Origin of the sequence: Fictibacillus arsenicus, from assembly GCF_001999465.1 — a bacterium.
GTDB lineage: Bacteria > Bacillota > Bacilli > Bacillales > Fictibacillaceae > Fictibacillus > Fictibacillus arsenicus.
Map to the genome: position 1 here is coordinate 95,656 of NZ_MQMF01000001.1, position 23,576 is coordinate 119,231.

19 protein-coding genes, 1 other RNA gene, 1 pseudogene and 1 other annotated feature are annotated in these 23,576 nt (G+C 39.3%); of the genes and pseudogenes, 4 read left to right on the forward strand and 17 right to left on the reverse strand.

The window, feature by feature from the left end; genetic code table 11:
- Nucleotides 1-274: 274 nt before the first annotated feature.
- From mnmA to UN64_RS00520, 4 genes are read right to left on the reverse strand one after another with little or no spacing between them, the layout of a single operon-like run.
- Nucleotides 275-1,402, reverse strand: coding sequence for a tRNA 2-thiouridine(34) synthase MnmA (gene mnmA / locus UN64_RS00505; protein ID WP_077359166.1), 1,128 nt, complete (start codon nucleotides 1,400-1,402; stop codon nucleotides 275-277).
- A 39-nt stretch (nucleotides 1,403-1,441) separates the two neighbouring features.
- Nucleotides 1,442-2,581 carry a cysteine desulfurase family protein gene (locus tag UN64_RS00510; protein ID WP_077361048.1) on the reverse strand — a complete coding sequence of 380 codons (1,140 nt, stop codon included), beginning with the start codon at nucleotides 2,579-2,581 and terminating at the stop codon, nucleotides 1,442-1,444.
- A gap of 14 nt (nucleotides 2,582-2,595) precedes the next feature.
- Nucleotides 2,596-3,015, reverse strand: a complete 420-nt coding sequence (gene cymR / locus UN64_RS00515) for a cysteine metabolism transcriptional regulator CymR (protein ID WP_077359167.1) — start codon at nucleotides 3,013-3,015, stop codon at nucleotides 2,596-2,598.
- Nucleotides 2,948-3,658, reverse strand: a complete 711-nt coding sequence (locus tag UN64_RS00520; protein ID WP_077359168.1) for a YczE/YyaS/YitT family protein — start codon at nucleotides 3,656-3,658, stop codon at nucleotides 2,948-2,950. The genes cymR and UN64_RS00520 overlap by 68 nt, the downstream gene beginning before the upstream one ends.
- A gap of 155 nt (nucleotides 3,659-3,813) precedes the next feature.
- Here UN64_RS00520 and UN64_RS00525 point away from each other — a divergent pair, with 155 nt between their 5' ends.
- Nucleotides 3,814-5,148, forward strand: a complete 1,335-nt coding sequence (locus UN64_RS00525) for an AAA family ATPase (RefSeq protein WP_077359169.1) — start codon at nucleotides 3,814-3,816, stop codon at nucleotides 5,146-5,148.
- A gap of 128 nt (nucleotides 5,149-5,276) precedes the next feature.
- Nucleotides 5,277-6,083 carry an RsfA family transcriptional regulator gene (locus tag UN64_RS21340; RefSeq protein WP_077359170.1) on the forward strand — a complete coding sequence of 269 codons (807 nt, stop codon included), beginning with the start codon at nucleotides 5,277-5,279 and terminating at the stop codon, nucleotides 6,081-6,083.
- 264 nt (nucleotides 6,084-6,347) lie between these two features.
- On the opposite strand, the gene UN64_RS00535 is transcribed toward UN64_RS21340, so the two are convergent.
- The 11 genes and pseudogenes from UN64_RS00535 to UN64_RS00580 all read right to left on the reverse strand — a co-directional run bounded on the left by UN64_RS00535 (nucleotide 6,348) and on the right by UN64_RS00580 (nucleotide 20,133).
- Entirely contained in the window at nucleotides 6,348-7,115 is a 768-nt protein-coding gene (locus tag UN64_RS00535; protein WP_077359171.1) for a tRNA threonylcarbamoyladenosine dehydratase, read from the reverse strand.
- A gap of 119 nt (nucleotides 7,116-7,234) precedes the next feature.
- A non-coding RNA gene (gene ssrS / locus UN64_RS00540) (6S RNA) lies at nucleotides 7,235-7,415 on the reverse strand.
- 90 nt (nucleotides 7,416-7,505) lie between these two features.
- Complete coding sequence (gene aspS / locus UN64_RS00545) at nucleotides 7,506-9,284, reverse strand: aspartate--tRNA ligase (protein ID WP_077359172.1); 1,779 nt, start codon at nucleotides 9,282-9,284, stop codon at nucleotides 7,506-7,508.
- 14 nt (nucleotides 9,285-9,298) lie between these two features.
- Nucleotides 9,299-10,567, reverse strand: coding sequence for a histidine--tRNA ligase (gene hisS / locus UN64_RS00550; protein ID WP_077359173.1), 1,269 nt, complete (start codon nucleotides 10,565-10,567; stop codon nucleotides 9,299-9,301).
- Between the two features lie 243 nt (nucleotides 10,568-10,810).
- Nucleotides 10,811-11,040, reverse strand: a binding site (T-box leader).
- Between the two features lie 45 nt (nucleotides 11,041-11,085).
- A complete protein-coding gene (locus UN64_RS20715; protein WP_171978763.1) occupies nucleotides 11,086-11,259 on the reverse strand; it encodes a hypothetical protein in 174 nt (57 codons plus the stop codon).
- A 69-nt stretch (nucleotides 11,260-11,328) separates the two neighbouring features.
- Entirely contained in the window at nucleotides 11,329-11,772 is a 444-nt protein-coding gene (gene dtd / locus UN64_RS00555; RefSeq protein ID WP_077359174.1) for a D-aminoacyl-tRNA deacylase, read from the reverse strand.
- Nucleotides 11,773-11,792: 20 nt separating this feature from the next.
- Nucleotides 11,793-13,976: a RelA/SpoT family protein gene (locus tag UN64_RS00560; protein ID WP_077359175.1), complete on the reverse strand. Its 2,184-nt coding sequence runs from the start codon at nucleotides 13,974-13,976 to the stop codon at nucleotides 11,793-11,795.
- Nucleotides 13,977-14,129: 153 nt separating this feature from the next.
- The gene (locus tag UN64_RS00565; protein WP_077359176.1) at nucleotides 14,130-14,642 is read right to left on the reverse strand and encodes an adenine phosphoribosyltransferase; all 513 of its coding nucleotides are present in this window, start codon (nucleotides 14,640-14,642) and stop codon (nucleotides 14,130-14,132) included.
- 20 nt (nucleotides 14,643-14,662) lie between these two features.
- Entirely contained in the window at nucleotides 14,663-17,014 is a 2,352-nt protein-coding gene (recJ, locus tag UN64_RS00570) for a single-stranded-DNA-specific exonuclease RecJ (RefSeq protein ID WP_077359177.1), read from the reverse strand.
- 72 nt (nucleotides 17,015-17,086) lie between these two features.
- A pseudogene (secDF, locus tag UN64_RS00575) lies at nucleotides 17,087-19,301 on the reverse strand (protein translocase subunit SecDF).
- Nucleotides 19,302-19,878: 577 nt separating this feature from the next.
- Nucleotides 19,879-20,133 carry a post-transcriptional regulator gene (locus tag UN64_RS00580; protein WP_077359178.1) on the reverse strand — a complete coding sequence of 85 codons (255 nt, stop codon included), beginning with the start codon at nucleotides 20,131-20,133 and terminating at the stop codon, nucleotides 19,879-19,881.
- Between the two features lie 97 nt (nucleotides 20,134-20,230).
- On the opposite strand from UN64_RS00580, the gene spoVB reads away from it, so the two are divergent.
- Nucleotides 20,231-21,781 carry a stage V sporulation protein B gene (spoVB, locus tag UN64_RS00585; protein WP_077359179.1) on the forward strand — a complete coding sequence of 517 codons (1,551 nt, stop codon included), beginning with the start codon at nucleotides 20,231-20,233 and terminating at the stop codon, nucleotides 21,779-21,781.
- Between the two features lie 244 nt (nucleotides 21,782-22,025).
- Here spoVB and UN64_RS00590 read toward each other — a convergent pair whose 3' ends face one another.
- Nucleotides 22,026-22,685 (reverse strand): DUF421 domain-containing protein, encoded by a 660-nt coding sequence (locus UN64_RS00590; protein WP_077359180.1) that lies wholly within the window; start codon nucleotides 22,683-22,685, stop codon nucleotides 22,026-22,028.
- Nucleotides 22,686-22,868: 183 nt separating this feature from the next.
- Here UN64_RS00590 and UN64_RS00595 point away from each other — a divergent pair, with 183 nt between their 5' ends.
- Nucleotides 22,869-23,258, forward strand: coding sequence for a TIGR04086 family membrane protein (locus UN64_RS00595; RefSeq protein ID WP_306460347.1), 390 nt, complete (start codon nucleotides 22,869-22,871; stop codon nucleotides 23,256-23,258).
- 31 nt (nucleotides 23,259-23,289) lie between these two features.
- On the opposite strand, the gene yajC is transcribed toward UN64_RS00595, so the two are convergent.
- Nucleotides 23,290-23,559 (reverse strand): preprotein translocase subunit YajC, encoded by a 270-nt coding sequence (gene yajC / locus UN64_RS00600; RefSeq protein ID WP_077359181.1) that lies wholly within the window; start codon nucleotides 23,557-23,559, stop codon nucleotides 23,290-23,292.
- Nucleotides 23,560-23,576: the final 17 nt, after the last annotated feature.

Here is a 23,576-nt window from a genome sequence, read left to right on the forward strand (position 1 = left end):
TACCCCCATCTTTATTTCCTACCAAAGTATATCAAATCAGGCTGAAAACCGCACAGAGTTTTATGCATCGATTTGTAAATCTCGGATGGCGATCATAAATCTCGGATGACGATCATAAATCTCGGATGACGATCATAAATCTCTGATGGCGATCATAAATCTCTGATGGCGATCATCCAGCGAGCATAAATGGCGCTGTATGATCTTTTTATAGCAAAAAAAGCTGGCGTTCGGTGTTATTCCAACCGATTCGCCAGCTTTTTCGCTTGTTTTATTATAGATATGTGATCGCTTCTCCATTTTTATAGACAGTACCAATCGTTGCTCCGCCTAAGCAAACATCGCCATCATAAAATACAACAGCTTGTCCCGGAGTGGTTGCTCTTTGTGGTTCATCAAAGACAACGTTAAGCGTTTCGTCATCCAGCACATGAACGGTTACCCCCATGTCAGGTTGGCGGTATCTGAACTTTGCTGTACATTTGAATTCAGAAGGTACAGCCTTATCTGAAACAAAACTCGGTTTTACTGCCTTCAAGCTGTCTGAATAAAGCTTGTCATTATGGAATCCTTGTTCAACGTACAGCACGTTGTCTTTCAAATTCTTCCCGACAACGAACCAGGGATCTCCGCTTCCGCCGATTCCTAGACCATGCCGCTGACCGATCGTATGATACATTAATCCGTCATGCTTTCCTTTGATTTCCCCGTCCAGTGTTTGCATCTCACCAGGTTTTGCAGGCAAGTATTGGCTTAAGAACACTTTAAAGTCTTTTTCACCAATAAAACAAATGCCAGTGGAATCTTTTTTCTTGGCAGTAGCAAGACCTGCTTCTTCAGCAATCTTACGAATCTCAGGCTTCTTTAATTCACCGATTGGGAATAAGACTCTTTTAAGCTGCTCTTGTGAAAGCTGGTTAAGAAAATAAGTTTGATCCTTATTTTCATCCACACCGCGAAGCATTTTAACTTCACCATCTATTTCAGCCACTCGTGCATAGTGGCCTGTAGCTACGTAATCTGCACCTAAGTTCATGGCATGCTCTAAGAAGGCCTTGAATTTGATCTCCTTGTTGCACATCACATCAGGATTAGGTGTTCTTCCTGCTTTATATTCTTCCAAAAAGTACGTGAATACTTTATCCCAGTATTCTTTTTCAAAATTCACAGCGTAATATGGAATGCCGATCTGGTTGCAGACCGCTATCACATCGTTGTAATCTTCTGTTGCTGTGCAGACGCCATTTTCATCGGTATCATCCCAGTTTTTCATAAAGATTCCGATAACGTCATAGCCTTGCTCTTTTAGTAAAAGTGCGGCAACTGAAGAATCCACACCGCCACTCATTCCAATAACTACTCGTGTATCTTGAGGTGCCTTTTTGTTTGATTCAGTTTGCATGCTGTCCACCTCATTTCTTCATATGACAAACATTGTAACTTATTTTGCTAAACGTTTCACGATTTTTGCTGTCTCACGGGCTGCATATTCAATATTTTCCAATTCATTGCCTAATCCAAAACTAAAACGAACGGATGATTTCGTCCGTTCATCTTCTCCAAACATGGCAGCCAATACGTGCGAAGGCTCATGTGAACCAGCTGTACACGCGGATCCGCTTGAAGCTGCGATACCTGCTATATCCAGGTTAACTAAAAGCACTTCTGTCTTTACTCCAGGAAAACTGACATTTAAAATATGCGGCAGAAAGTATTCGTTACTGCCATTCTCTAAATAATGTATGTTCTCTTCATCCCATATTTTTTTCATCGTATCCCGATAATTCATGTATTGTTCGAAGCGTTCATCCCGCTCTTTCAGTGCTAACGCGGCTGCTTTATTCAATGCGGCGATTCCCGCGACGTTCTCTGTGCCGGCACGGCGTTTACGTTCTTGCTCACCGCCGAAGCCTTGGGGAAGAAAAGGTACTCCTTCCTTTACATATAGAAAGCCTGTCCCTTTTGGACTGTTGATCTTATGTCCGGACGCACTCAACAAATCGATGTTCATTCCTTTAACATCAATAGGTATCAGACCATATGCCTGAACTGCGTCTGTATGAAAGATAATATTCTTCTCTTTTAATAAGCTGCCGATCTCTTTAATGTCTTGTGTTGTTCCTGTTTCATTGTTGCAATACATGATAGAAACAAGAATAGTTTCTTCTTTCAGAGACGCTTTTAATTCATCAAGGGAGATCCTGCCGTTCTTATCGACTGATAAATAAGTAACCTCAAAGCCTCTCTTTTCAAGCTCATGAAAGGTATGGAGAACAGCATGATGCTCCACTCTTGTCGTTATAACATGTTTTCCTTTTTCCATTAATGCCGAAGCTGTACCCAGAATTGCCAGGTTATCACTTTCTGTCCCCCCGCTAGTAAATATAATTTCGTTCCTGGTAGCATTAATAGAAGAGGCTATAGCAGTACGAGCATCATCAAGAACTTTGCGCGCACGTCTGCCAAATTGATGTATGCTAGAAGGATTTCCAAAATGCTCCGTTAAATATGGGATCATCTCTTCGATCACTTCAGGATGAACAGGTGATGTTGCAGCGTGATCCAAATAAACGTTTTTCATCATCAGATTCCTTCCTAAATATAAAACATATAGGCGTCCTGCGCGCCTTCGTCTTCATAGTTCGCTAAATCTTCTAATGTTGTAGAATCGAGCACATCCTTTACAGCATCACGAATCTTTATCCATAGATTACGCTTTGCTGGTTCCTCATCATCCATCATTTCTACAGGTGAAATGGGTCCTTCCAGTACACGGATAATGTCTCCTGCAGTTATAGTAGAAGCTTCTTTAGCTAAAATATACCCCCCGTAAGCACCTCTTATACTTTTTACCAAACCTGCGTTTCTTAGCGGGGCGATAAGCTGCTCAAGATAATGCTCTGATAAACTGTGCTCTTTAGCAATCAGTTTTAAAGCGATTGGACCTTCACCTGATCTCTTTGCTAATACCATCATGATGGTTAACCCGTATCTGCCCTTTGTTGATATTTTCATAATGTTCACTCCGTTCTAAAACAAACTTTACTGCTTTTTGACATAAAGGCAATGTTCTGCCTACGATTGCACCTATCGTGACACAAAATAGAATTGTCCCATATGAAATAGGACCATGCAGAACCCAGCCAAAAAATAGAACAAATAACTCCATAAATAATCGGATTCTCGAAACTTTCATTCCTGATTTTTCTGTTAAAGCCAGCATCAGACTATCTCGCGGTCCTGCACCTCGATTAGAAGAGATATACAGTCCGATCCCAAATCCTAAAATTAGTATTCCAATTAAGAGATATAACCATTTACCTGCTATCGTTATGGGGTTATGGAAAAAAGGAAGCCATAGATAAAAATCGATAAACAGTCCGACAAATATCATATTTAAAAATGCTCCTGTTTGAGGAAACTTCTTTGTTAGTATCGCAGTTGCTAATATAACGAAAAAGCCCATAATGATCGACCAAGTTCCTATCGTTAATCCAAACTGTGAAAACAGACCAATGTGAAGAACATCCCACGGGGCACTGCCCAGTTCTGCTTTAATCATGAGAGCAATTCCAAAGGCCATTATAAATAAGCCCACAAAAAAAACAGACCATTCAAACAAAAATTTGCCCGGCCTTAATTGCATTTGGTCTTTCATTCTGCAAAATCCTTCCTGGCTGAAGCTTTCTAAGCAACCCAAAATGAAAATCTAAAGTTTATTATAGCACGAAATAGTTTCACCTTGCATGAAGGACTGATGTATAGTATTGTCATATGACATTTAAGAACAAGTGTACGGAAGGATGAACATATATGGACTTGTTTTCCTATAAAGATGAAAATTCTCATTCATTGAAACGACCGCTTGCCAATAGAATGCGTCCGCGGAAAATCCAAGAATTTATCGGTCAGGAGCATATAGCAGGAGAAGGCAAGCTCTTAAGAAGGGCAATTGAAGCTGATCAGCTGACTCCTATGATATTCTTTGGTCCGCCTGGTACCGGAAAGACTACATTGGCCAGAATCATTGCCAATTCAACTTCAGCATGGTTTGAGCAATTAAATGCCGTAACTTCTGGAGTTGCTGACTTAAAAGCTGTAATGAATGCAGCAAAAGAACGGCTTTTATTAGAGGATAAAAAAACAGTACTTTTTATTGATGAAATCCATCGGTTTAACAAGAATCAGCAAGATGCCCTGCTTCCATATGTAGAAGATGGAACAGTAATCTTAATCGGCGCCACAACAGAAAGCCCAATGTTTGAGATTAATCCAGCACTCTTGTCGAGATCAAGGCTATTCCGTTTTGAGCCATTAACAGACCGCCATATCGCTAAAATTATTGAGCAAGCATTAAATGATAAAGAAAGAGGCTATGGAAAGCACCCTGTTAAGATGGGAAAAGAAGCATTGAATCACATCGTTTCTATAGCCAACGGTGATGCACGTACTGCTCTTAATGCTGTGGAACTCGCTGTGCTTACTACAAATCCTGATAAGAACGGGGATATCAAAATCACACTCGAAATTGCAGAGGAATCCATACAGCAAAGAGTTCTTCAGTATGATAAAAAAGGAGACAACCATTATGATACAGTCTCTGCATTTATTAAAAGCATCCGCGGTTCAGATCCCGACGCTGCCCTATACTGGCTTGCCAAAATGATTTATGCAGGCGAAGATCCGCGTTTTATTGCACGCCGTCTTATGGTTCATGCAGCAGAGGATATTGGCCTTGCTGATCCTAACGCTTTACTTGTTGCACAGGCTGCCAGTTATGCAGCAGACTTTATTGGAATGCCCGAAGCAAGAATACCACTTGCAGAAGCAACTCTTTATTTAGCAACTGCTCCAAAAAGCAATAGAGTTATTTTAGGTATTGATAAAGCATTAGAAGCGGTAAAAAAAGAAAAAACAGGTCTTGTACCCATCCACCTTCGTGATGCTCATTATAAAGGAGCTAAAGAATTGAACCATGGCGCTGACTATAAATACCCTCATAATTTTGAGGATGGCTATGTACCGCAAGAATATTTACCGCAGCACATGCTTGGAAAGTCATTTTATGAACCGACAGAACGGGGCTATGAAAAAAACATTAAAAAAAGATTGGATTATTTTAATGACCGTAAGAAAAAAGGTGAGTAAATCTATCATTCTTTTAACTGTCTTATCAAACTAGCAAAATTTTTGTTCCTAAGTGTATAGGATTTTCTCTCTTTGGTAAACATGAAAATATTAAACGATATTTTTTAATAGCTAAGGAGAGGATTTACGTGTCAAAAATCAGACAGGACGCTTGGTCAGAAGAAGACGATCTGCTCTTGGCCGAAACGGTTTTGCGCCATGTCCGTGAAGGAAGTACACAGCTTCATGCCTTTGAAGAGGTTGGAGATAAATTAGAACGGACGAGTGCTGCAGTTGGATTCAGGTGGAATGCAATCGTCAGGAAAAAATATGAACAAGCTTTAAAGATTGCTAAAAAGCAAAGGAAAGAAAGGCAGCGCGCTCTAGCTAAGTCACAACAGCAGCCGCAGTCCAAACCTGTTCCGAAACCTGCCATTCAGCCCGTCCAATCACCACAGATGCATGATGATGAAACCTATCATCCTGAGGAATTCTTTAAAACTCCTTATACGTATAATAGAGGGACAGCTTCACCTTCAAAAGCATATGACACACAGCCTGCCGCAAAACCTGCTGTACCAGCAGTAAACAATATACCGGCTGCAGCTGACAATTCTACTTATCAAGCGCCGCAACCTAGTAAACAAGAAGAATTAACATTGGATGAAGTAATAGACTTCCTCAGCGGCTTAAAAAGAAACGGAATGTCGAGTGGAAAGCTTGTACAGGAAAACATGGAGCTTCGTTTGCAGATGAACGAATTGCTTCAACAGAATAAGGTTATGAAAGAACAGCTCGCTGTCCTTGAGAAAGAACATCAGACAGTTCAAGAAGATTATCAAGCTCTTATTCAGATTATGGATCGAGCAAGAAAGATGGTTCTGTTTCAGGATGAAGAAACAAATCAAAGCTTCCGAATGGATAAAAACGGAAACTTAGAGAAGATGGCGAAATAAAAAAGCAAAGGCTAAACTCAGTTGAAACAATTTTGAGTTTAGCCTTTTTTATTTGAATGATTCTGGATTATGCATAAACTTTTACGGTACGTGTTCTTAGATCTTTTACACGTTCGCTCATTATCTTTAGGTTTCCACGCTAACCGCTTTGACTTTCACGCGTTACTGCTTCTGTTCCACGCAAAATGCAGTTAAAATCCATAAAAAGCAAAAAAGCTGCCGTGCAAAAGTACAATCAAGTACTCTTCGGTCAGCTTTCTAATTTTATCGGATTCTTTCCACTTTAATGTTATTCTTCTCGATAATTTTATTGATTACATAGCCAGCCATGTACAATCCAGATACAGATGGAACAAATGCGTTGGAAGATGGCGGCATTTTCGCTTTGCGGATTCCTGGTGCATTCTCAGGAACGATCTCTTTCCTGATCTCCTCGCGAATCTGAATCGGTTTTTCATCTGAAAATACAACCGGAACACCTTTTGTAATTCCTTCTTTTCTTAAGCGCTGGCGAATAACCTTCGCAATCGGATCGTAGCTTGTCTTAGAAATATCTGCAATCTGAAGTTTTGTCGGATCCAGCTTATTTGCTACACCCATGCTTGAGATAATCGGAATCTTACGGTTAAGACATTCTTTCATAAGATGTATTTTATAAGAAATCGTATCAGATGCGTCAACTACAAAATCCAAACCATATTCAAAGATTTGTTCATACGTTTCTTCTGTATAGAACATCTTTAGGGCGATAACTTCGCACTCAGGATTAATTAAGGCAATCCTTTCCTTCATTAATTCCACTTTTGGCTGTCCTACTGTAGTAACTAGAGCATGTATTTGACGATTAACATTGGTGATGTCTACATCGTCTTTATCTATAAGGATTAAACGTCCGACACCTGATCGGGCAAGAGCTTCTGCTGAAAAGGAACCCACTCCTCCGATTCCCAGTACAGCCACCGTTGTGTTTTTTAGAACATCAATTCCATCTTTTCCTATAGCAAGTTCATTTCTTGAAAATTGATAAAGCATAACTAATTGAAATCTCCTTTCAAAGTGCACATGAATAAAGAAAATGCATCTTTATCAGCATATCCACTTTTCAAAACAAAATCAATATGCTTACTCGGTTTAATTTAGACGCACAAAAAATGAGCCCCAAAAATGCCGTCTTCCCTTAGTTTTGAACCTGCTCTCGCAGGTGGGTGCCCTGTTTCGCATTTTGTCCGTCCCCTATCTTTCAGGGCGTGGACGCTGTGAGAAAACACAAGCTCCCTCGTAAATAATGTTGGCTCAAAACTTTCGGGTTGTTAACGGTCATCATAGGACCCATCGTTTAAATAAATACTATCATAGGAAATCATAACTTACAAGACAAAATGTGTCTTTGTAAAAAACAATTCTTATTTTTCTAAATTTTCATTAATTTGACTCTTGCTTTAATTTTAAACCTAAATGAAGCTCATCCAGTTGCTTTTCATTAACAGGTGAAGGAGCATTTGTCAGTAGACATGATGCGGATGCTGTTTTAGGGAAAGCAATGGTGTCTCTTAAGTTAGTTCTTCCAGCAAGCAGCATCACCATACGGTCTAACCCGAGTGCTATACCGCCATGTGGAGGAGTACCATATTCAAAAGCATCAAGAAGGAAACCAAATTCCTCGCGAGCACCTTCTTCACTAAATCCTAATGTTTTAAACATTTTTTCCTGTACATCACGTTCATAAATACGCTGTGATCCTCCGCCTAACTCATATCCATTAAGAACTAGGTCATATGCTTGTGCTCTAACTTCTGATGGATTTGAATCCATTAAATGAAGATCTTCAGTCTTTGGCATTGTAAAAGGATGATGTAATGCCACATAGCGCTCTGCATCCTCATCATACTCTACCAGCGGGAAGTCAACGACCCATAAGAAGTTGAATTTTGACTGATCAATTAATCCCAAGTCTTTTCCTAATTTTTGTCGAAGGGCTCCGAGACTATCTGCTACAACAGAAGACTTATCCGCTACAAACAGAAGTAAATCTCCTTCTTCAGCATTTAATGCATTTACAAGATTAGCTGCATCTTCTTCGTTAAAGAACTTGGAGATAGGACCCTTCAAACCTTCTGCTTCCACTTTCATCCATGCAAGACCTTTTGCTCCGTAACGAGCCGTAAATTCAGTAAATCCATCAATGTCTTTTCTGGAATAATCAGCCGCTTTTCCTTTTACATTAATTGCTTTAACTTCTCCGCCGTTTTCTACAGCAGCAGCAAATACTTTGAAACCAGACTGTTTTACAATGTCAGAAACATTGATAAGTTCAAGTCCGAAACGAGTATCAGGCTTATCTGAACCATAACGGTCCATCGCTTCTTTATAGGTCATTCTTGGGAAAGGTTTTGGAATATCCGCACCTTTCACTTTTTTAACTAGTCCTGTCATCATTTCTTCCATCATGGAAAGAAGCGCTTCCTGTCCCATGAATGAAGTTTCGATATCGACTTGAGTAAATTCAGGCTGACGGTCTGCACGCAGATCCTCATCTCTAAAACAGCGAACGATTTGATAATATTTTTCAAACCCTGAAACCATTAAAAGCTGCTTAAATAATTGTGGTGATTGCGGTAAAGCATAAAATTCTCCAGGATGGACGCGGCTCGGCACAAGATAGTCACGTGCTCCTTCAGGCGTGCTTTTCGTAAGCATTGGCGTTTCCATTTCCATAAATTCTTCTGTTTCTAAAAAGTTACGGATATAACGGGTAACTTCGTGTCTCATTTTTAAAGTTTCCTGCATTATTGGACGGCGAAGGTCTAAATAACGGTATTTCAAACGGATATCTTCATTTATGTCAATATCTTCACTAATGGAAAAAGGAGGCGTCTTCGCACTATTTAGAATTTTAATTTTTTCTCCTGATATTTCGATCTTTCCTGTATTCATTACAGGGTTAACTGTACTTTGATCTCTTTCAAGAACCGTTCCAGTAACCGTAAGTACATATTCACTTCTTACTTTCTCAGCTGTCCCCAAAGCTTCAGCTGAAACTTCAGGTGAAAATACGATTTGCACGATGCCTGATCGGTCACGCAGGTCTATAAAAATCAGTCCTCCGAGATCACGTCTTTTTTGCACCCAGCCTGTTATTGTTACTTTTTCACCTATATATTTTTCAGTAATTTTTCCGCATTGATGTGTGCGATATTCCATAAGATGTATCCTCCTTATTTTCCTTGCTTTACAAAAGTGCTCAATTCTTCTATACGAACCTCTTTTTGTTCACCAGATTCCATATTCTTCACGTTAATAATACCTTTAGAGAGTTCTTCTTCCCCTAAAATGGCAACAAATCTTGCTTTTAAGCGATCCGCCGCTTTAAACTGTGCTTTCATTTTTTTATCTAAATAATCTTTATCACTTTTTATACCAGCATTGCGAAGGTCATTTAAGATAGAGATTGACTTTTTCTTTGCTTCGTCTCCTAGTGCAACAACATAACAATCAAGGTCTTCTTCCGTTTCTAATGTAATGCCTTCTGCTTCAAGTGCTAATAGGAGGCGTTCGAGACTCATCGCAAAACCGATGCTTGGCGTTGCAGGACCGCCTAAGTCTTCAACAAGACCATTGTATCTTCCGCCGCCGCTCAAGGTTGTAATTGCACCAAACCCCTCGGCTTCACTCATAATTTCAAATGCTGTGTGATTATAGTAATCTAGCCCTCTCACTAGTGTAGGATCGATTACATATTGAATGTCCATATCATCAAGTGATGTTTTTACTTGATCAAAGTAGTTTTTCGATTCTTCATTTAGATACTCTAAAATAGAAGGTGCCGTCTTCATAAGATCGTGATCGCGGTCTTTTTTACAATCAAGAATTCGAAGCGGATTTTTAGTTAGACGGTTTTGACAATCCGAACAAAACTCTTCAATTCTTGGTTCGAAGTGAGCGATCAATGCATCTTTATGAGCCTTTCTGCTATCTGCGTCACCAAGTGTATTTAATACTAATCGAAGTTTTTTCAATCCAAGTTCTTGGTAAACTGTCATAGCCAGTGAAATAACCTCTGCGTCAATTGATGGGTCGGCTGAACCCATTGCCTCAATTCCAAATTGAACGAACTGGCGATAGCGTCCGGCTTGTGGTCTTTCGTAGCGGAACATCGGCTGGATGTAATAAAGCTTTACAGGCTGGCCTGGAAGTCCGAACATTTTATTTTCAACGTAAGATCGTGTGACTGGTGCAGTCCCTTCCGGACGTAAAGTTAAGCTTCTGTCTCCTCTGTCCGTGAACGTATACATTTCTTTTTGGACGATATCTGTTGAATCCCCTACTCCTCTTTGAAACAAGTCAGTGTGCTCAAAAACAGGTGTGCGGATTTCTTTATAATTAAATCTTGCAGAAACTTCTTTTGCTTTTTCTTCAATTATCTGCCACTTTTCAACTTCTCCTGGGAGAATATCTTTCGTTCCCCTTGGAATATTAATACTCATTTCGTTTCATCCTCCCGAATGTTAATTAAAATTAATTAAAAATAAAAGGCTGTTTTCGCAAACTTTGTTGCTCTTGGAAGTGGTTGACTTCCGTTCCAGGATGCTCGCTTTGCGCCATCAGTAGTCTCACACCTTGCACTCCAGTCAACTTGTCAATGAAGAAATAAAAAATATCCAAAAAAACAATCTATTAGATAAGAGTCAAATAAAAAAACTCCCATCCCTCATGAAATCAACGATTTCATAAGGGACGGGAGTTCCCGCGGTGCCACCCTGCTTCGAAGCTAAAAAAGCTTCCTCATTATGCAAGTAACGATTGCCCACGTGTAACTCTACTTAGGTTTAAACTAACCGTTCGAATTAAAACCTATGAAGTGTCTTTCACTTTATCATCAGGGAGAAATGCTTTCAGCCGTGGCATTTCCTCTCTAACCCTGTGGGGTAAAGATACTTTTCTTCGTCATCAGTTTTATCATTTTGGAATTGTAGATTATCATACTTTTCAAAGGTGCTTCATGTCAATAGTTTTCTCGTTTTATTTTTTTCTTTAGCTGATTGACCTGATAAAGATCCAATCCGAATTCTTCAGCAAGCTCCATGTTGTTCGCCGATTTTTCTAAAGAAATAAAATCATGAAAACTAACCTGTTTCCACTGCGATACTCCTTCAATGCCTTTGCGATTCTGTCTCATAAAAAAAACTCCTCCGCCTTTTTTGGTTAGTCTGTCCATTCGGGCGAAGGTTTCATTCATTTGTTTTTCTTAAACTTTAGAATCCATGATCAATGTCACAGGTCCATCATTCGTGAATTCGACATCCATCATCGCACCAAAAACACCTGTTTGGACATGAACTCCTAAAGTTTTTATCTTTTCATTAAAATAATCATAAATTTGCTTAGCATGGTCCGGCTTAGCTGCCTCCATGAAATTGGGTCTTCTGCCCTTTTTCGTATCCCCATATAACGTAAATTGTGAAATCGAAAGGATACTGCCTTCAGTATCTTTTAATGATAGGTTCATCTTGCCGTTTTCATCTTCAAAGATGCGTAAATTAATAATTTTTTCAGCTAAATAATCAGCGTCTTTTTCTGTATCTTCATGTGTGACGCCTACCAAAAGCATCAAACCTCTGTCTATATGCCCTTTTACTTCAGAATCTACAGAAACAGCTGCATTTTTGGTTCGCTGAAGCACTATTTTCATATTGAAGTCACTTCCTATACCTATTGCATGATACGTCTTACAGCATAGATGTCCGGAATCCGCTTAATACGTTCAACAACTTTTTGCAGATGACTAACATTGTGAATGGAAATAGACATACTGATTGTGGCCATCTTATTTCGGTCTGACTTCCCGCTTACAGCCGTAATGTTTGTTTTTGTTTCCGCAACAGCGTGAAGGACTTCATTAAGCAGACCTCTTCTGTCAAATCCATTGATCTCAATGTCAACATTATAATTCTTCGGCTGTTCAAGATTGCCTTCCCATTCAACCGGAAGCAATCGCACTTGAGCATCTTCATTGTGGACATTGACACAATCTTCACGATGGACAGAAACGCCGCGCCCTTTTGTGATATATCCGACAATTTCATCACCAGGTACAGGGTTACAGCATTTAGATAAACGAATAAGCATGTTATCGATGCCTTTAACCACGATACCCGAGTCCGTTCTTCTTTTTACTTCAGGCTTATCTGCCGAATCCCTGATTGCATCCAGAAGTTCTGAATTATCAGGATCCTGCTCTTTTTTACGCCGGACTTTATCGGTTAAGCGAGTAGCGATTTGTGCTGCGGTAATGCCATTATAGCCAACAGCCGCGTACATATCTTCCTCGCCTGCAAAATTATATTTTTGAGCAACATATTGCAGGTTTTCAGATGTGAAAATTTCTTTTAGATCATAGCCGCGGTTCTTGATTTCTTTTTCAACAAGCTCTTTCCCTTTAGCTACGTTCTCTTCTCTTTTCTCACGTTTAAACCATTGGCGGATCTTATTCTTCGCATGAGAACTTTGAGTAATTTTAAGCCAATCCTGGCTGGGACCATAAGAATGTTTGCTCGTTAAAATCTCAATAATATCTCCAGTTTTCAAGCGGTAATCCAGTGTAACCATCTTTCCATTTACTTTGGCACCAATACACCTGTTCCCGATTTCAGTATGAATGCGGTAAGCAAAGTCAATTGGCACAGATCCAGACGGCAGTTCATAAACATCACCTTTAGGAGTGAAAACAAAGACCATGTCTGAGAATAGGTCCACTTTTAACGATTCCATAAACTCTTCCGCATCAACAACATCGTTCTGCCATTCTAATATTTCACGAAACCAAGTCAATTTATTTTCAAAAGAGCTGACAGGAGCTTTTGTAGCTCCCTCTTTATAAGCCCAGTGTGCAGCAATCCCGTATTCTGCTACACGGTGCATATCTGAAGTACGGATCTGGACTTCAAGCGGATCGCCTTTAGGTCCGATTACAGTAGTATGCAGTGACTGATACATATTTGCTTTTGGCATAGCGATATAATCTTTAAAACGGCCAGGCATAGGTTTATAGCACGTATGAATAATACCCAGTGCCGCATAGCAGTCTTTAATATTCTGGACGATAATCCGAACAGCAAGAAGATCATAGATCTCATTGAACTGTTTGCCTTGCTTCGCCATCTTCCGGTAAATGCTATATATGTGCTTTGGTCTTCCAGAAATATCAACAGTAATCTGGACTTCCTTCAGCTTGGACTTCATCTCGTCCATTACTTGCTGAACATATTCTTCACGCTCAGCGCGTTTTTGCTGCATCAAATTTACGATCCTATAATATTGCTGAGGATTTAGGTATCTCAAAGAAACGTCTTCTAGCTCCCACTTAATCGTCGAAATACCAAGACGATGAGCGAGCGGAGCGAAGATTTCCAAAGTTTCGTTCGCTTTTTGTATCTGTTTTTCTTTTGGCATATGTTTTAGCGTACGCATATTATGAAGCCGGTCGGCGAGCTTAATTAAAATACAGCGTATATCCTGTGCCATCGCAACAAACATTTTCCTATGGTTCTCTGCTTGCTGTTCTTCTTTGGACTTAAACTTAATCTTTTTAAGTTTTGTAACACCATCAACCAGCATAGCCACTTCTTCGTTAAATTGATTAGAAATGTCCTTTAATGTGATGGACGTATCCTCAACAACATCATGAAGAAACCCTGCTGCTACTGTTACAGGATCCATTTGCAGGTTCACCAGAATACCTGCTACTTCAACAGGATGGTGGATATACGGCTCTCCGGATTTACGGAATTGTCCTTCGTGCGCACTTTTTGCGTATTCATAAGCCTTTGTTATAAAAGCGATATCGTCTTTTGACAGATAGCTTTCCGCTTTTTGCAACACTTGCTCAATCGTCATGGAATCACCTTACGTTGTCATTGTATATTGCTTCTATTATCGTTAAATTGAACCCTCATGTAAAGCGAAAAACGAAATTTGTCGAATGAATGGGCAATTTTTGTGACAGGAATGTAAAAAAGAGCACAAAACTAGTGCTCTTTCTCTTTAAACTTAGTATTGGGTTAATGTGAAAATATCATAACCTTTAAGCTTACTGCGGCCATCTAAATAAGTTAATTCAATCATAAATGCAATCCCAGCAACAATTCCGCCAAGCTCTTCAACAAGCTTGATCGTTGCTTCGATCGTTCCGCCAGTTGCCAGCAAATCGTCAGTAATCAACACTTTTTGTCCTGGCTTGATAGCATCTTTATGCATAGTAAGCACATCCTTGCCATATTCAAGACCATAATCAACTTTGATCACTTCGCGCGGAAGTTTGCCTTCTTTACGCACAGGAACAAATCCTAATCCGAGCGTGTATGCAACCGGACAGCCTACAATAAACCCTCGTGCTTCAGGTCCGACAATAACATCAACATCTTTTTCTTTAGCATATACTGCAATATCATCCATCGCTTTTTTATATACTGCACCATCTGACATAAGAGATGTAATATCTTTAAAGCGGATACCTTCGATCGGAAAATCATTTACTACTGAAATATACGGCTTATAATCCATGAATCTTTGCCTCCTGAAAATTACAAACTCGCTCTTGGCCGAGTTTGCTCTGCAAACCAGCTTTTTAATGAATGATAAGAAGAATAAACGAGCTGATTTTCTATGTCTGCCTGTTCAAACTTTTTCTGATAAGTTTCAGAACTATCAAGTTCTTTTTTACCTGGTTCACTATTTATTGTAATTACACCATTGTCTATTGTAACAAAATCCAGCTCAAAAAACACCTGTGACATAAAATCTATTGTTTCTTTAGACCAGCCTTTCCATCTTGCCAGTTCTGTACCATCCTTCTTAGCATCGAATTTTTTTCTTTTAGCCAAGAAACCGTAGTACCATTTAAAATGCTCTCTTTTAGGCAATGTTGTAAAAAAGTGGTCTGTGTTTTGGTGAAAAACAGCATAGATCCTAGCAGGCTCACCTTTTGTTTCAAGAATCTCGGCAAACTTTGCAAGTGAGTGAGGAACATCTAAGAAGACAATGAACTTATTATTAAAAAAGTCATTTTGAAGTCCTGCTAATTCTTCTCCATTTATAGTTTGCGTAGACAAGCTCTCCAATCCCAACTCTGTCAATGTATGATGATTGAATGTTACATAGTGTGTTTTTGCTTTTGGCAAATCTTTCAGCCTTTTTCCTGCATCTTTTAAACCTCGATAATCAAACAGCTGGAAATGTGAAACTGAAAGGTCTTCCAGCAGCATTTGAGGTTTTCTGTATCCATTCCATTCGTTCAGCTGTATTTGACCAACTAAAGAAAGCATAGAATAAGGCGTTATCTCATCAAGTAAATTCCCTTTTTGAAATCCAATACAGTCCAGGACAGACATCTCGCCATTTCCAACTTGTAATTTGAGATGGGTAGACTGACTTCCTATTTTTTTCATCTCCCGGATAGGCACTTGTTCTATGAGCACCCTTGGTGAAGGATTACCTATACCAAAAGGAGCCAGCGTACTAAGCATCTCCACTGTATCTAAAGAAATCTCATCTAAAGAAGCTGTTAGATCGATCATAGTTACCGGCAAGAAATCTTCTGGCTTTAGAATTTCTTTCGCTTGTTTTACTAACCGCTCTCTGAGAATGCCGACATCATCAAAAGCCAATGTCATACCTGCTGCCATCGGATGTCCTCCAAAGTGAGGAAGGATGTCGCGGGACTCAGAAAGATTTTCAAACATATCAAAGCCTTGTATGCTTCTTGCTGACCCTTTTGCTGTTCCTTTTTCAGGGTCTAGACACAACACGATGGTAGGGCGGTAGAATTTCTCTACAAGTCTTGATGCAACGATTCCGATTACACCGGGATTCCAGCCTTCTTTCGCTAGCACTAGCACTTCATTCTCTTCAGGAGGAAAACTCTCTTCCACCATGGCAATCGCTTCTTTTGTTATTTCATTTACTATCGCCTGACGTTCTTTATTAACAGAATCAATTTCTTCAGCCAGCATAGCTGATTGGTCACGATCCTTTGAAGTAAACAGTTCAACTACAGGCATAGCTGATCCAAGCCTCCCTGCAGCATTTACTCGAGGACCAACAGCAAATCCAACATCTTCTGCAGTTAATTCTTTTTCATAAAGTCCTGCAACTTTTAAAAGTTCCTGCAAGCCTATTTTGTCTGTTTTTGATAAAGCTTCAATTCCAAGCTTAGCTATGATTCTATTTTCATCTACCAAAGGAACAAGATCTGCAATGGTTCCTATACAGGCATAATCTAACAAGTGCATGGGCGGATTTCCGTGTAAGGCATGAGCTACTTTAAACGCGACACCAACACCAGCAAGACCAGAAAATGGGTATGTACATCCTGGTTTTTTCGGGTTAATAATGCTATAAGCATCTGGAAGTACAGGCGGAGCCTCATGATGATCAGTTATAATGAAATCTAGCCCGATTTCTTTTGCGACTGCTGCTTCATGAACAGCTGAAATTCCGGTATCCACTGTAACGACAAGTGTATACCCGTCATCCTTTGCTTTTCTTAAAGCAGGCTCATTTGGACCATAGCCTTCGGTAAACCGATTTGGAATATAATAATCAAAATCTGCACCTAATTCTTTCAGTGCATAGTACATAACAGTTGTACTGCTTACTCCGTCTGCATCATAGTCACCAAAAATAAGGATCTTTTCGTTCGATTCAACCGCTTTATGTATCCGATCAACACTCTCTTTCATCCCATCTAATAAAAATGGGTCATGAAATTGATTTGTATCTATTTTTAAAAAGGCTTGAGCTTTCTCTATAGAATCTATCCCTCTTATCGTCAATAGATTTGCAATCAACAGTGGAATATCCATTTCTTGCGATAACCATTTTGCCTTTTCTTCCGAAGTTTCTTGAATCTTCCACCTCGTTCTTGGCTCCAGCATAAAAATCACCTCTTAACCTATTCATTATACAAAACAGGATAAGAGGTGACAATTTATGAATCGATATTTCATTTAGATTTCTGGTTCTGATTCAACAGGACGCGACTTTTTACTCTTCATCTGCCTTGACTTAAGTACATACCAAAGCTGTGAAGCTATAAAGATCGAAGAATAAGCACCAAACGCTAATCCGATTAAAAGTGCAATTGAGAAGTTACGGATTGAATCAGCACCGAATATTAACAAAGCTACCGCTGCAATAATAACTGTAAGAACAGTATTTATTGAACGGGTAAGTGTTTCTCGAATACTTCTATTAACGATCTCAGCTAGCTTTTCTTGTGTTTTAACTTTTTCTAGCTTCATGTTCTCACGTATCCTGTCAAACGTTACAATCGTATCATTAATAGAATAACCTACGATTGTTAATACAGCTGCAATAAACGGAAGATCCACCTCAAGGCGAAGGATGCTGAATACCGCTATTATCATGAATGCATCATGAAGCAATGCAGTTACAGCTGAAATTGCCATCGACCACTCAAATCGGAAAGCAACATAAATGATAATTCCAACTGATGCAATCAACACAGCGATTAGCGCATTTTGAGCAAGTTCACGGCCAACTGTCGGCGTAACGGTACTGACACTTGGTGACTCTCCATATTTTTCTTCAAAATGTGTGTTCAATTTTGCGATTTCTTCTTTTGATAAAACACCTTTAAAAGCAACGTTTGCTTGATCGTTATTTCCTGCAAGCACAACGGATTCAGGTTCAAGACCCAATGACTTAAATTCTTCCTCTACTCTTTCGTTTGTAAGCGTCTCATTTGCTTGAATGTTTACACGTGATCCGCTTTCAAAGTCAATACCAAGTTTAAGACCAATGGTTAACAAAAAGATGATTCCTGCAGCTGTCAGGAGAGCAGAGATAATAAAGTAAAGGTTTCTGTTTTTTACAAAGTCGTAATTAAAGCTCACGGATGTCACTCTCCTTTACACCGAACAAACCTGGCTTCTTATCCATTAATCGGGACTGTACCCATAACCCCAGAAACAATCTAGTCCCGAATACGGCAGTGATAAAACTTGCCAGTACAGAAATGATTAACACTAATGCAAACCCTTTTACTGAACTTGTTCCATAAGCAAATAGAACAGCTGCTGCAAGTATTGTAGTGATATTAGCATCAAAAATGGTTGTGAACGAACGGCGGTTACCAGCTTTAAAAGCACTTAAAACAGATTTACCGCTTTTTAATTCTTCCTTAATTCGCTCATATGTGATGATGTTTGCATCTACAGCCATACCTACACCTAAGATAAGAGCAGCGATACCCGGCAGAGTTAATACTCCATTCATCAAGTAGAAGATAGCTAAAATTAAATAGATATAAATGGTTAATGTTAGTACTGCAATAATTCCTGGTACGCGATAGAAAATCAGCATGAACAAGAATATTGCAGCTATACCGATAAATCCTGCAAAGATTGTTTCATCCAAGGCTTTTTCTCCAAATTTAGCACCAACAGAAGTGGAATAGATCTCATCCAGTTTAACAGGGAGTGCACCAGCGTTTAAAATTTTTGCCAGACTTTGTGCCTCTTCAACTGAGAATTGACCTGTTATTGTTACATCTTCCTGAGTCAGTACTTCATTAACATAAGGAGCAGAAATATATTTTGGCTCTTTTCCACCCATCTCTTTTTTAACTTCTTCTTTAAATGAGTCCCCTTTTTCATAATCCAGCCAGATGACTAAACGGTTTTCTCCTTGGGGCTGGCGGTTTAGGATCTCTTCTGTTATTTCAGCAAATTTATCAGCATCTTTAAGCTTTAAAGACACGATTGGTTTATTGCTGTTCGGTTCAAATGTTTGTTTTGCTCCGTTCCCCTTCAGATCGGAACCATCAAGGAGCACTTTATCATCAACATCGCGGAATGTTAGTTCAGCTTGTGTAGACAATAGTTCCCTGGCTTTGTTCTGATCTGAAACACCAGCAAGCTGTACACGGATACGGTTATCCCCTTCGATCTGGATCTCAGGTTCTGATACTCCAAGAACATTGATACGGCTGTTTAATGCTTCAACAGTACTCTTTAGCGTATCTTCTGTAACCTTTTGACCTTTTTTGACTGGCTTTACTTCATAAAGCACTTCAAACCCGCCTTGAAGGTCAAGCCCGAGCTTTGTACCTTTTACAATCTTTTCTGTTGTTAGCCCTATAAGTGCGGCAAACATGAGAAGCACCACAAAAAAGATAACAATCTTACTTCGTTTTACCACTTCGAGAAACCTCCTTCATGCTGCATCAAAAAACAACACTATGTATAAGTACGAATACTAATCCTTCCCATTATAGCGATTGTTGTTTTTTTCTGTCAATTTGTCCTGGGAATATTCATAAATAAAACAAAAAATGGATGGCTAGAAGCATCACTTTTTAGGTCATGCCTCTGTTGCTCAAGTAAGCAGTTGATTTCCGCTCCAGGATACTCGCTTTCCGCGGGGCGTGCGGTGAGCCTCGATGAATGATATAAAGTGATGCTCCTGCGTCTACTAGACAATCCTGCCGAAGCGAACTTCCTCGTCGCATGCCTTGCGAGAAGAATAGTCAGGTAGCTGGCACACTGATCCCGACGGAGTCTCGCACCTTGCGCTCCAATCAACTTGTCAATGAAGAGAATAAAAATACCTCAATAGCACCAATCATTAGTGATATGAGTGTTTATTCAATGAGGATAATTTGGCCAAAAACTTTTGTAAGTTAGCTGGAATCCGAGGATTTTATATATTTTTATTTTGTAAAAATAAAAAATTGGGCTGCCAAAAGTAAGTTTACCTTACTTTTAGAAAGCCCCTTTTATTTCTTTGCGTCCTCTTTATAGGACTGGATCGTAAGCCAAGTCATAAAATCATTAAGTGAAAGTGACAAAATGTAATCTACTAGTATGTGCAGACGAGGATCTTCTTTCTTTTTCTTTAACCTTGCCAAAACACAATTCCAAATCTCTTCCTCAGTAACACTTTCATATCCCATATAATGAAATTCCTCTTTTTTACTCTTAACTGCGGGCTGAACTTCATCTTTCCATTCTGTAAAATGTATGTTTTCCATATTTACACTCTCCTTCAAAATGAAACAAGCTGTCATGATGGTTCACTCATCATGCATATAGTTAATTATGAGATTGTCCCAGAAAGGACAGGTTAACATGACTAAACAAACACTCGTACAAGGAACTTTATTGCTAATTTTAGCGGGGCTGATCACGCGAATTCTTGGCTTCGTTAACCGCATTGTTATGGCCAGGGTCATGGGACATGAAGGTGTCGGACTATACATGATGGCAGTTCCGACTTTTTTGCTTGCTGTAACTCTGACCCGGCTAGGACTTCCCATCGCCATTTCAAAACTCGTCGCTGAAGCTGATGCAACAGGGGATCGATCAAAGGTAAAGAAAATTTTAATCGTATCGTTAGCGATTACAGGAGTTTTAAGCTTCATTATAACAGTAGGCTTGTTTATTGCTGCTCCATTGTTGGCCGAGCACTTTTTTACCGACGATCGCACGATATGGCCCTTACTTGCAATAGCACCTGTTGTTCCTGTTGTCGCCGTTTCCTCCGTCTTGCGGGGGTATTTTCAAGGTCTTCAAAATATGCGGCCATCTGCTTATTCACAGGTCATTGAACAAGTTGTAAGAATCGCCCTGGTTGCACTCCTTACAGGATTATTCCTTCCATATGGTGTACATTTCGCTGCAGCCGGAGCCATGATATCTGTAATTATCGGTGAATTGGCTTCTCTCTTATATATGTTTTCTATGTTCAAAGTTAAAAAGAAGATGCGCATTCGAAAAGGTTTTTTCAAGCAGTTAAAACAAGGCCATCAAACACTTAGGGATTTGTTAAATATCGCACTGCCCACCACAGGAAGTCAACTGATTGGATCAGTATCATACTTTTTTGAACCAATCGTTGTTGCTAACAGTTTAGCGATCGCAGGTATTACAACTGCTGTCGCAACTGCACAATATGGCGAACTGGCAGGTTACGTAATTCCTTTATTATTTTTACCAACGTTCATAACCTATTCGCTTTCTGTTTCTCTAGTCCCTGCTATCAGTGAAGCAAACGCACAAAAAAAATACCATCTTATCGAACATAGACTTAATCAGGCATTAAAATTGTCAATGCTTTCAGGTGGTATTGCAGTAGTTATCTTATATGTTTTTGCGGTGCCAATCATGGATTTAATGTACAATTCTCCGGCATCAGCTTCATATGTAAAAATCATGACGCCATTTTTCTTTTTTCTTTATTTTCAAGGACCTCTTCAAGCCGTTCTTCAGGCACTCGATCTTGCAAGATCCGCTATGATTAACAGCCTAATTGGAGCTCTGGTAAAGCTTGCAGCTATCTTTGCCCTTGCCACCCGTCCTGAATTCGGCATAATGGGTGCCGCGCTTGCTATCGTCATTAGCATTGTAGTCGTAACATTGCTTCATTTTGCCACCGTTATTAAAGCGATAAGCTATACGATTGTGATTAAGGATTTTGCATATTCTCTGTTTTCAATATTTATTACAGGAGCAGGTGCAGTCTATCTATATAGGTTCATGATGCCGAAATTCCCTTCTGTCCAAGGGCTTGTAATATGCGTTACAGCTACATGCGGTATTTATTTATTCACACTCATCTTTTTCAGGCTTTTAGGTAAAGATGATCTAAAGCATATACCCATAATCAAAAAATGGGTTTAAAACAGCCAATTTAGGCTGTTTTTTCTTTGTGCTGGTTTCTAAGGATTGTTGCTTTTATGTCATTTAATACTCTTCATTGACACGTTGATAGGAGTGTAAGACGCGAGACTCCTGCGGGAGAAGCGGGACAGTGAGACACAGCGGGTGCACAGCGACAAGGTGGCTCACCCCACGCCCCGCGGAAAGGGAGCATCTGAAACGGAAATCAACCACTTACAATCACACCAATGATTGCGAAAACAGTCTATTTTTTTTCATTCTTTTCGTCCACGTACAAGGAACCATCCTCATTTAACGTACAGAAAGAAATGCCTTTTATATCTTTAAATCCCGCTTTCTTTAATTCCTGCCTTAGCCAAAATGCTGTCTTATCGACTTTCTCCAAGTTGTCTTCAAGAACTTTTCCGTCCAGTACAAGAGGAAGGATCATCTGCAGAGGACTTCTTTCAGTATCTTCATTCTTTTTTATTACTGACAATTTACCCGTCGTTTCTAATACGCCAAATTCGACTTCATTCAGGCTTCTAATATTATTTTCCCTTAACTGCGTTAGTAGATCATCAAAGTTATACCTCTGTTTTCGCATTTCTTGTTCATCTACTTTTCCTTCTTTAATGATGACAGAAGGTTTCCCGTCAACAAGCTCTCTCATCTTTCTGCTTTTTAAAGAGATAATCGCCAAGATAAGCTGAATTCCTAGTAAAACAAATATGGAAACCAGGGAATTTACCATTGGAATTTTCGGATCTTCAATCGAAATAACGGCTAGTTCAGCAATCATGATGGATACTACAAAATCGATCACTGATAATTTACCAATTTCCCTTTTACCCATCATACGAAAAACGACAACAATCAAAAAATATATAAAAAGCGTCCTGAATATAATCGTATATAACTCCATAAATTCCCCTCCTTCCATATTATTTTCTTTGTTAGTGTGGCACAGATATGAAAAATAATGATACGAAGGTTTTGCCAGTATTGAAATTATGGAAAGTAGAGGGAAAATCAATTGCTTGTACTTCTATTTTTAATTAGAGATGAATAAGGTATATAGAAAGCTTGCAGGATAAGGAGGATCAAAATGGGGATGAAACATACGTTTTCTTCAATGGGACGCGGTTTGGCTGCAATTCTTCTTATGATTATGGTTTGCAGTTTGGTTCTTTCACTTTTATTGCGGTTTACAGGCCTGACAGAGTCATCTTTAAAATGGGTAACAATTGGATTATCTTTTTTATCTTTATTTATCGGAGGATTTATTTCAGGGAAAAAGGGACAAAGCAAAGGCTGGCTGCTCGGAGGCGGAACAAGTCTTCTGTTTTCTTTTCTTGTTTTTCTCATACAGTATTTAGGGTATCAAAGCACATTTAACTCATCGCAATATATGTATCATGCTCTGTTCCTTGTATTAGCGATGATCGGAGGAATAATGGGTGTTAATTTAAGCAGTCATAAACAATCATATAAATAAGACCCGTCGATCGACGGGTCTTATTTTTTCGTTATAGTGCAGCTTCTTCTTTCACTTCACGGATAGCGTTACGGTCAAATGTTAATTTAGCTCCATCATTTGAACGAATAACTGCGATCGTATCATCAATACTCTCTAATGTTCCGTGTAAACCGCCAATTGTTACAACTTTGTCGCCTTTTTTCAGGTTAGACTGCATATCTCTAACAGCTTTTTGTCTCTTTTGCTGTGGACGGATTAGCAGGAAATAAAAAATTGCAAACATAAAAATAATCGGCAATAAACTTTTAATTGCATCCATTCTTTCTTCACCCCTTT

Coding starts and splice junctions, on each gene's coding strand:
- UN64_RS00525 (WP_077359169.1), top strand. CDS start 3,814: ATGGACTTGTTTTCCTATAAAGATGAAAATTCTCATTCATTGAAACGA.
- aspS (WP_077359172.1), bottom strand. CDS start 9,284: ATGGAATATCGCACACATCAATGCGGAAAAATTACTGAAAAATATATA.
- UN64_RS00535 (WP_077359171.1), bottom strand. CDS start 7,115: ATGCTTTATCAATTTTCAAGAAATGAACTTGCTATAGGAAAAGATGGA.
- UN64_RS20715 (WP_171978763.1), bottom strand. CDS start 11,259: ATGAGACAGAATCGCAAAGGCATTGAAGGAGTATCGCAGTGGAAACAG.
- dtd (WP_077359174.1), bottom strand. CDS start 11,772: ATGAAAATAGTGCTTCAGCGAACCAAAAATGCAGCTGTTTCTGTAGAT.
- UN64_RS00560 (WP_077359175.1), bottom strand. CDS start 13,976: ATGACGATTGAGCAAGTGTTGCAAAAAGCGGAAAGCTATCTGTCAAAA.
- mnmA (WP_077359166.1), bottom strand. CDS start 1,402: ATGCAAACTGAATCAAACAAAAAGGCACCTCAAGATACACGAGTAGTT.
- recJ (WP_077359177.1), bottom strand. CDS start 17,014: ATGCTGGAGCCAAGAACGAGGTGGAAGATTCAAGAAACTTCGGAAGAA.
- hisS (WP_077359173.1), bottom strand. CDS start 10,567: ATGAGTATTAATATTCCAAGGGGAACGAAAGATATTCTCCCAGGAGAA.
- UN64_RS00520 (WP_077359168.1), bottom strand. CDS start 3,658: ATGAAAGACCAAATGCAATTAAGGCCGGGCAAATTTTTGTTTGAATGG.
- spoVB (WP_077359179.1), top strand. CDS start 20,231: ATGACTAAACAAACACTCGTACAAGGAACTTTATTGCTAATTTTAGCG.
- cymR (WP_077359167.1), bottom strand. CDS start 3,015: ATGAAAATATCAACAAAGGGCAGATACGGGTTAACCATCATGATGGTA.
- UN64_RS00510 (WP_077361048.1), bottom strand. CDS start 2,581: ATGAAAAACGTTTATTTGGATCACGCTGCAACATCACCTGTTCATCCT.
- UN64_RS00565 (WP_077359176.1), bottom strand. CDS start 14,642: ATGGATTATAAGCCGTATATTTCAGTAGTAAATGATTTTCCGATCGAA.
- yajC (WP_077359181.1), bottom strand. CDS start 23,559: ATGGATGCAATTAAAAGTTTATTGCCGATTATTTTTATGTTTGCAATT.
- UN64_RS00595 (WP_306460347.1), top strand. CDS start 22,869: ATGGGGATGAAACATACGTTTTCTTCAATGGGACGCGGTTTGGCTGCA.
- UN64_RS00580 (WP_077359178.1), bottom strand. CDS start 20,133: ATGGAAAACATACATTTTACAGAATGGAAAGATGAAGTTCAGCCCGCA.
- UN64_RS00590 (WP_077359180.1), bottom strand. CDS start 22,685: ATGGAGTTATATACGATTATATTCAGGACGCTTTTTATATATTTTTTG.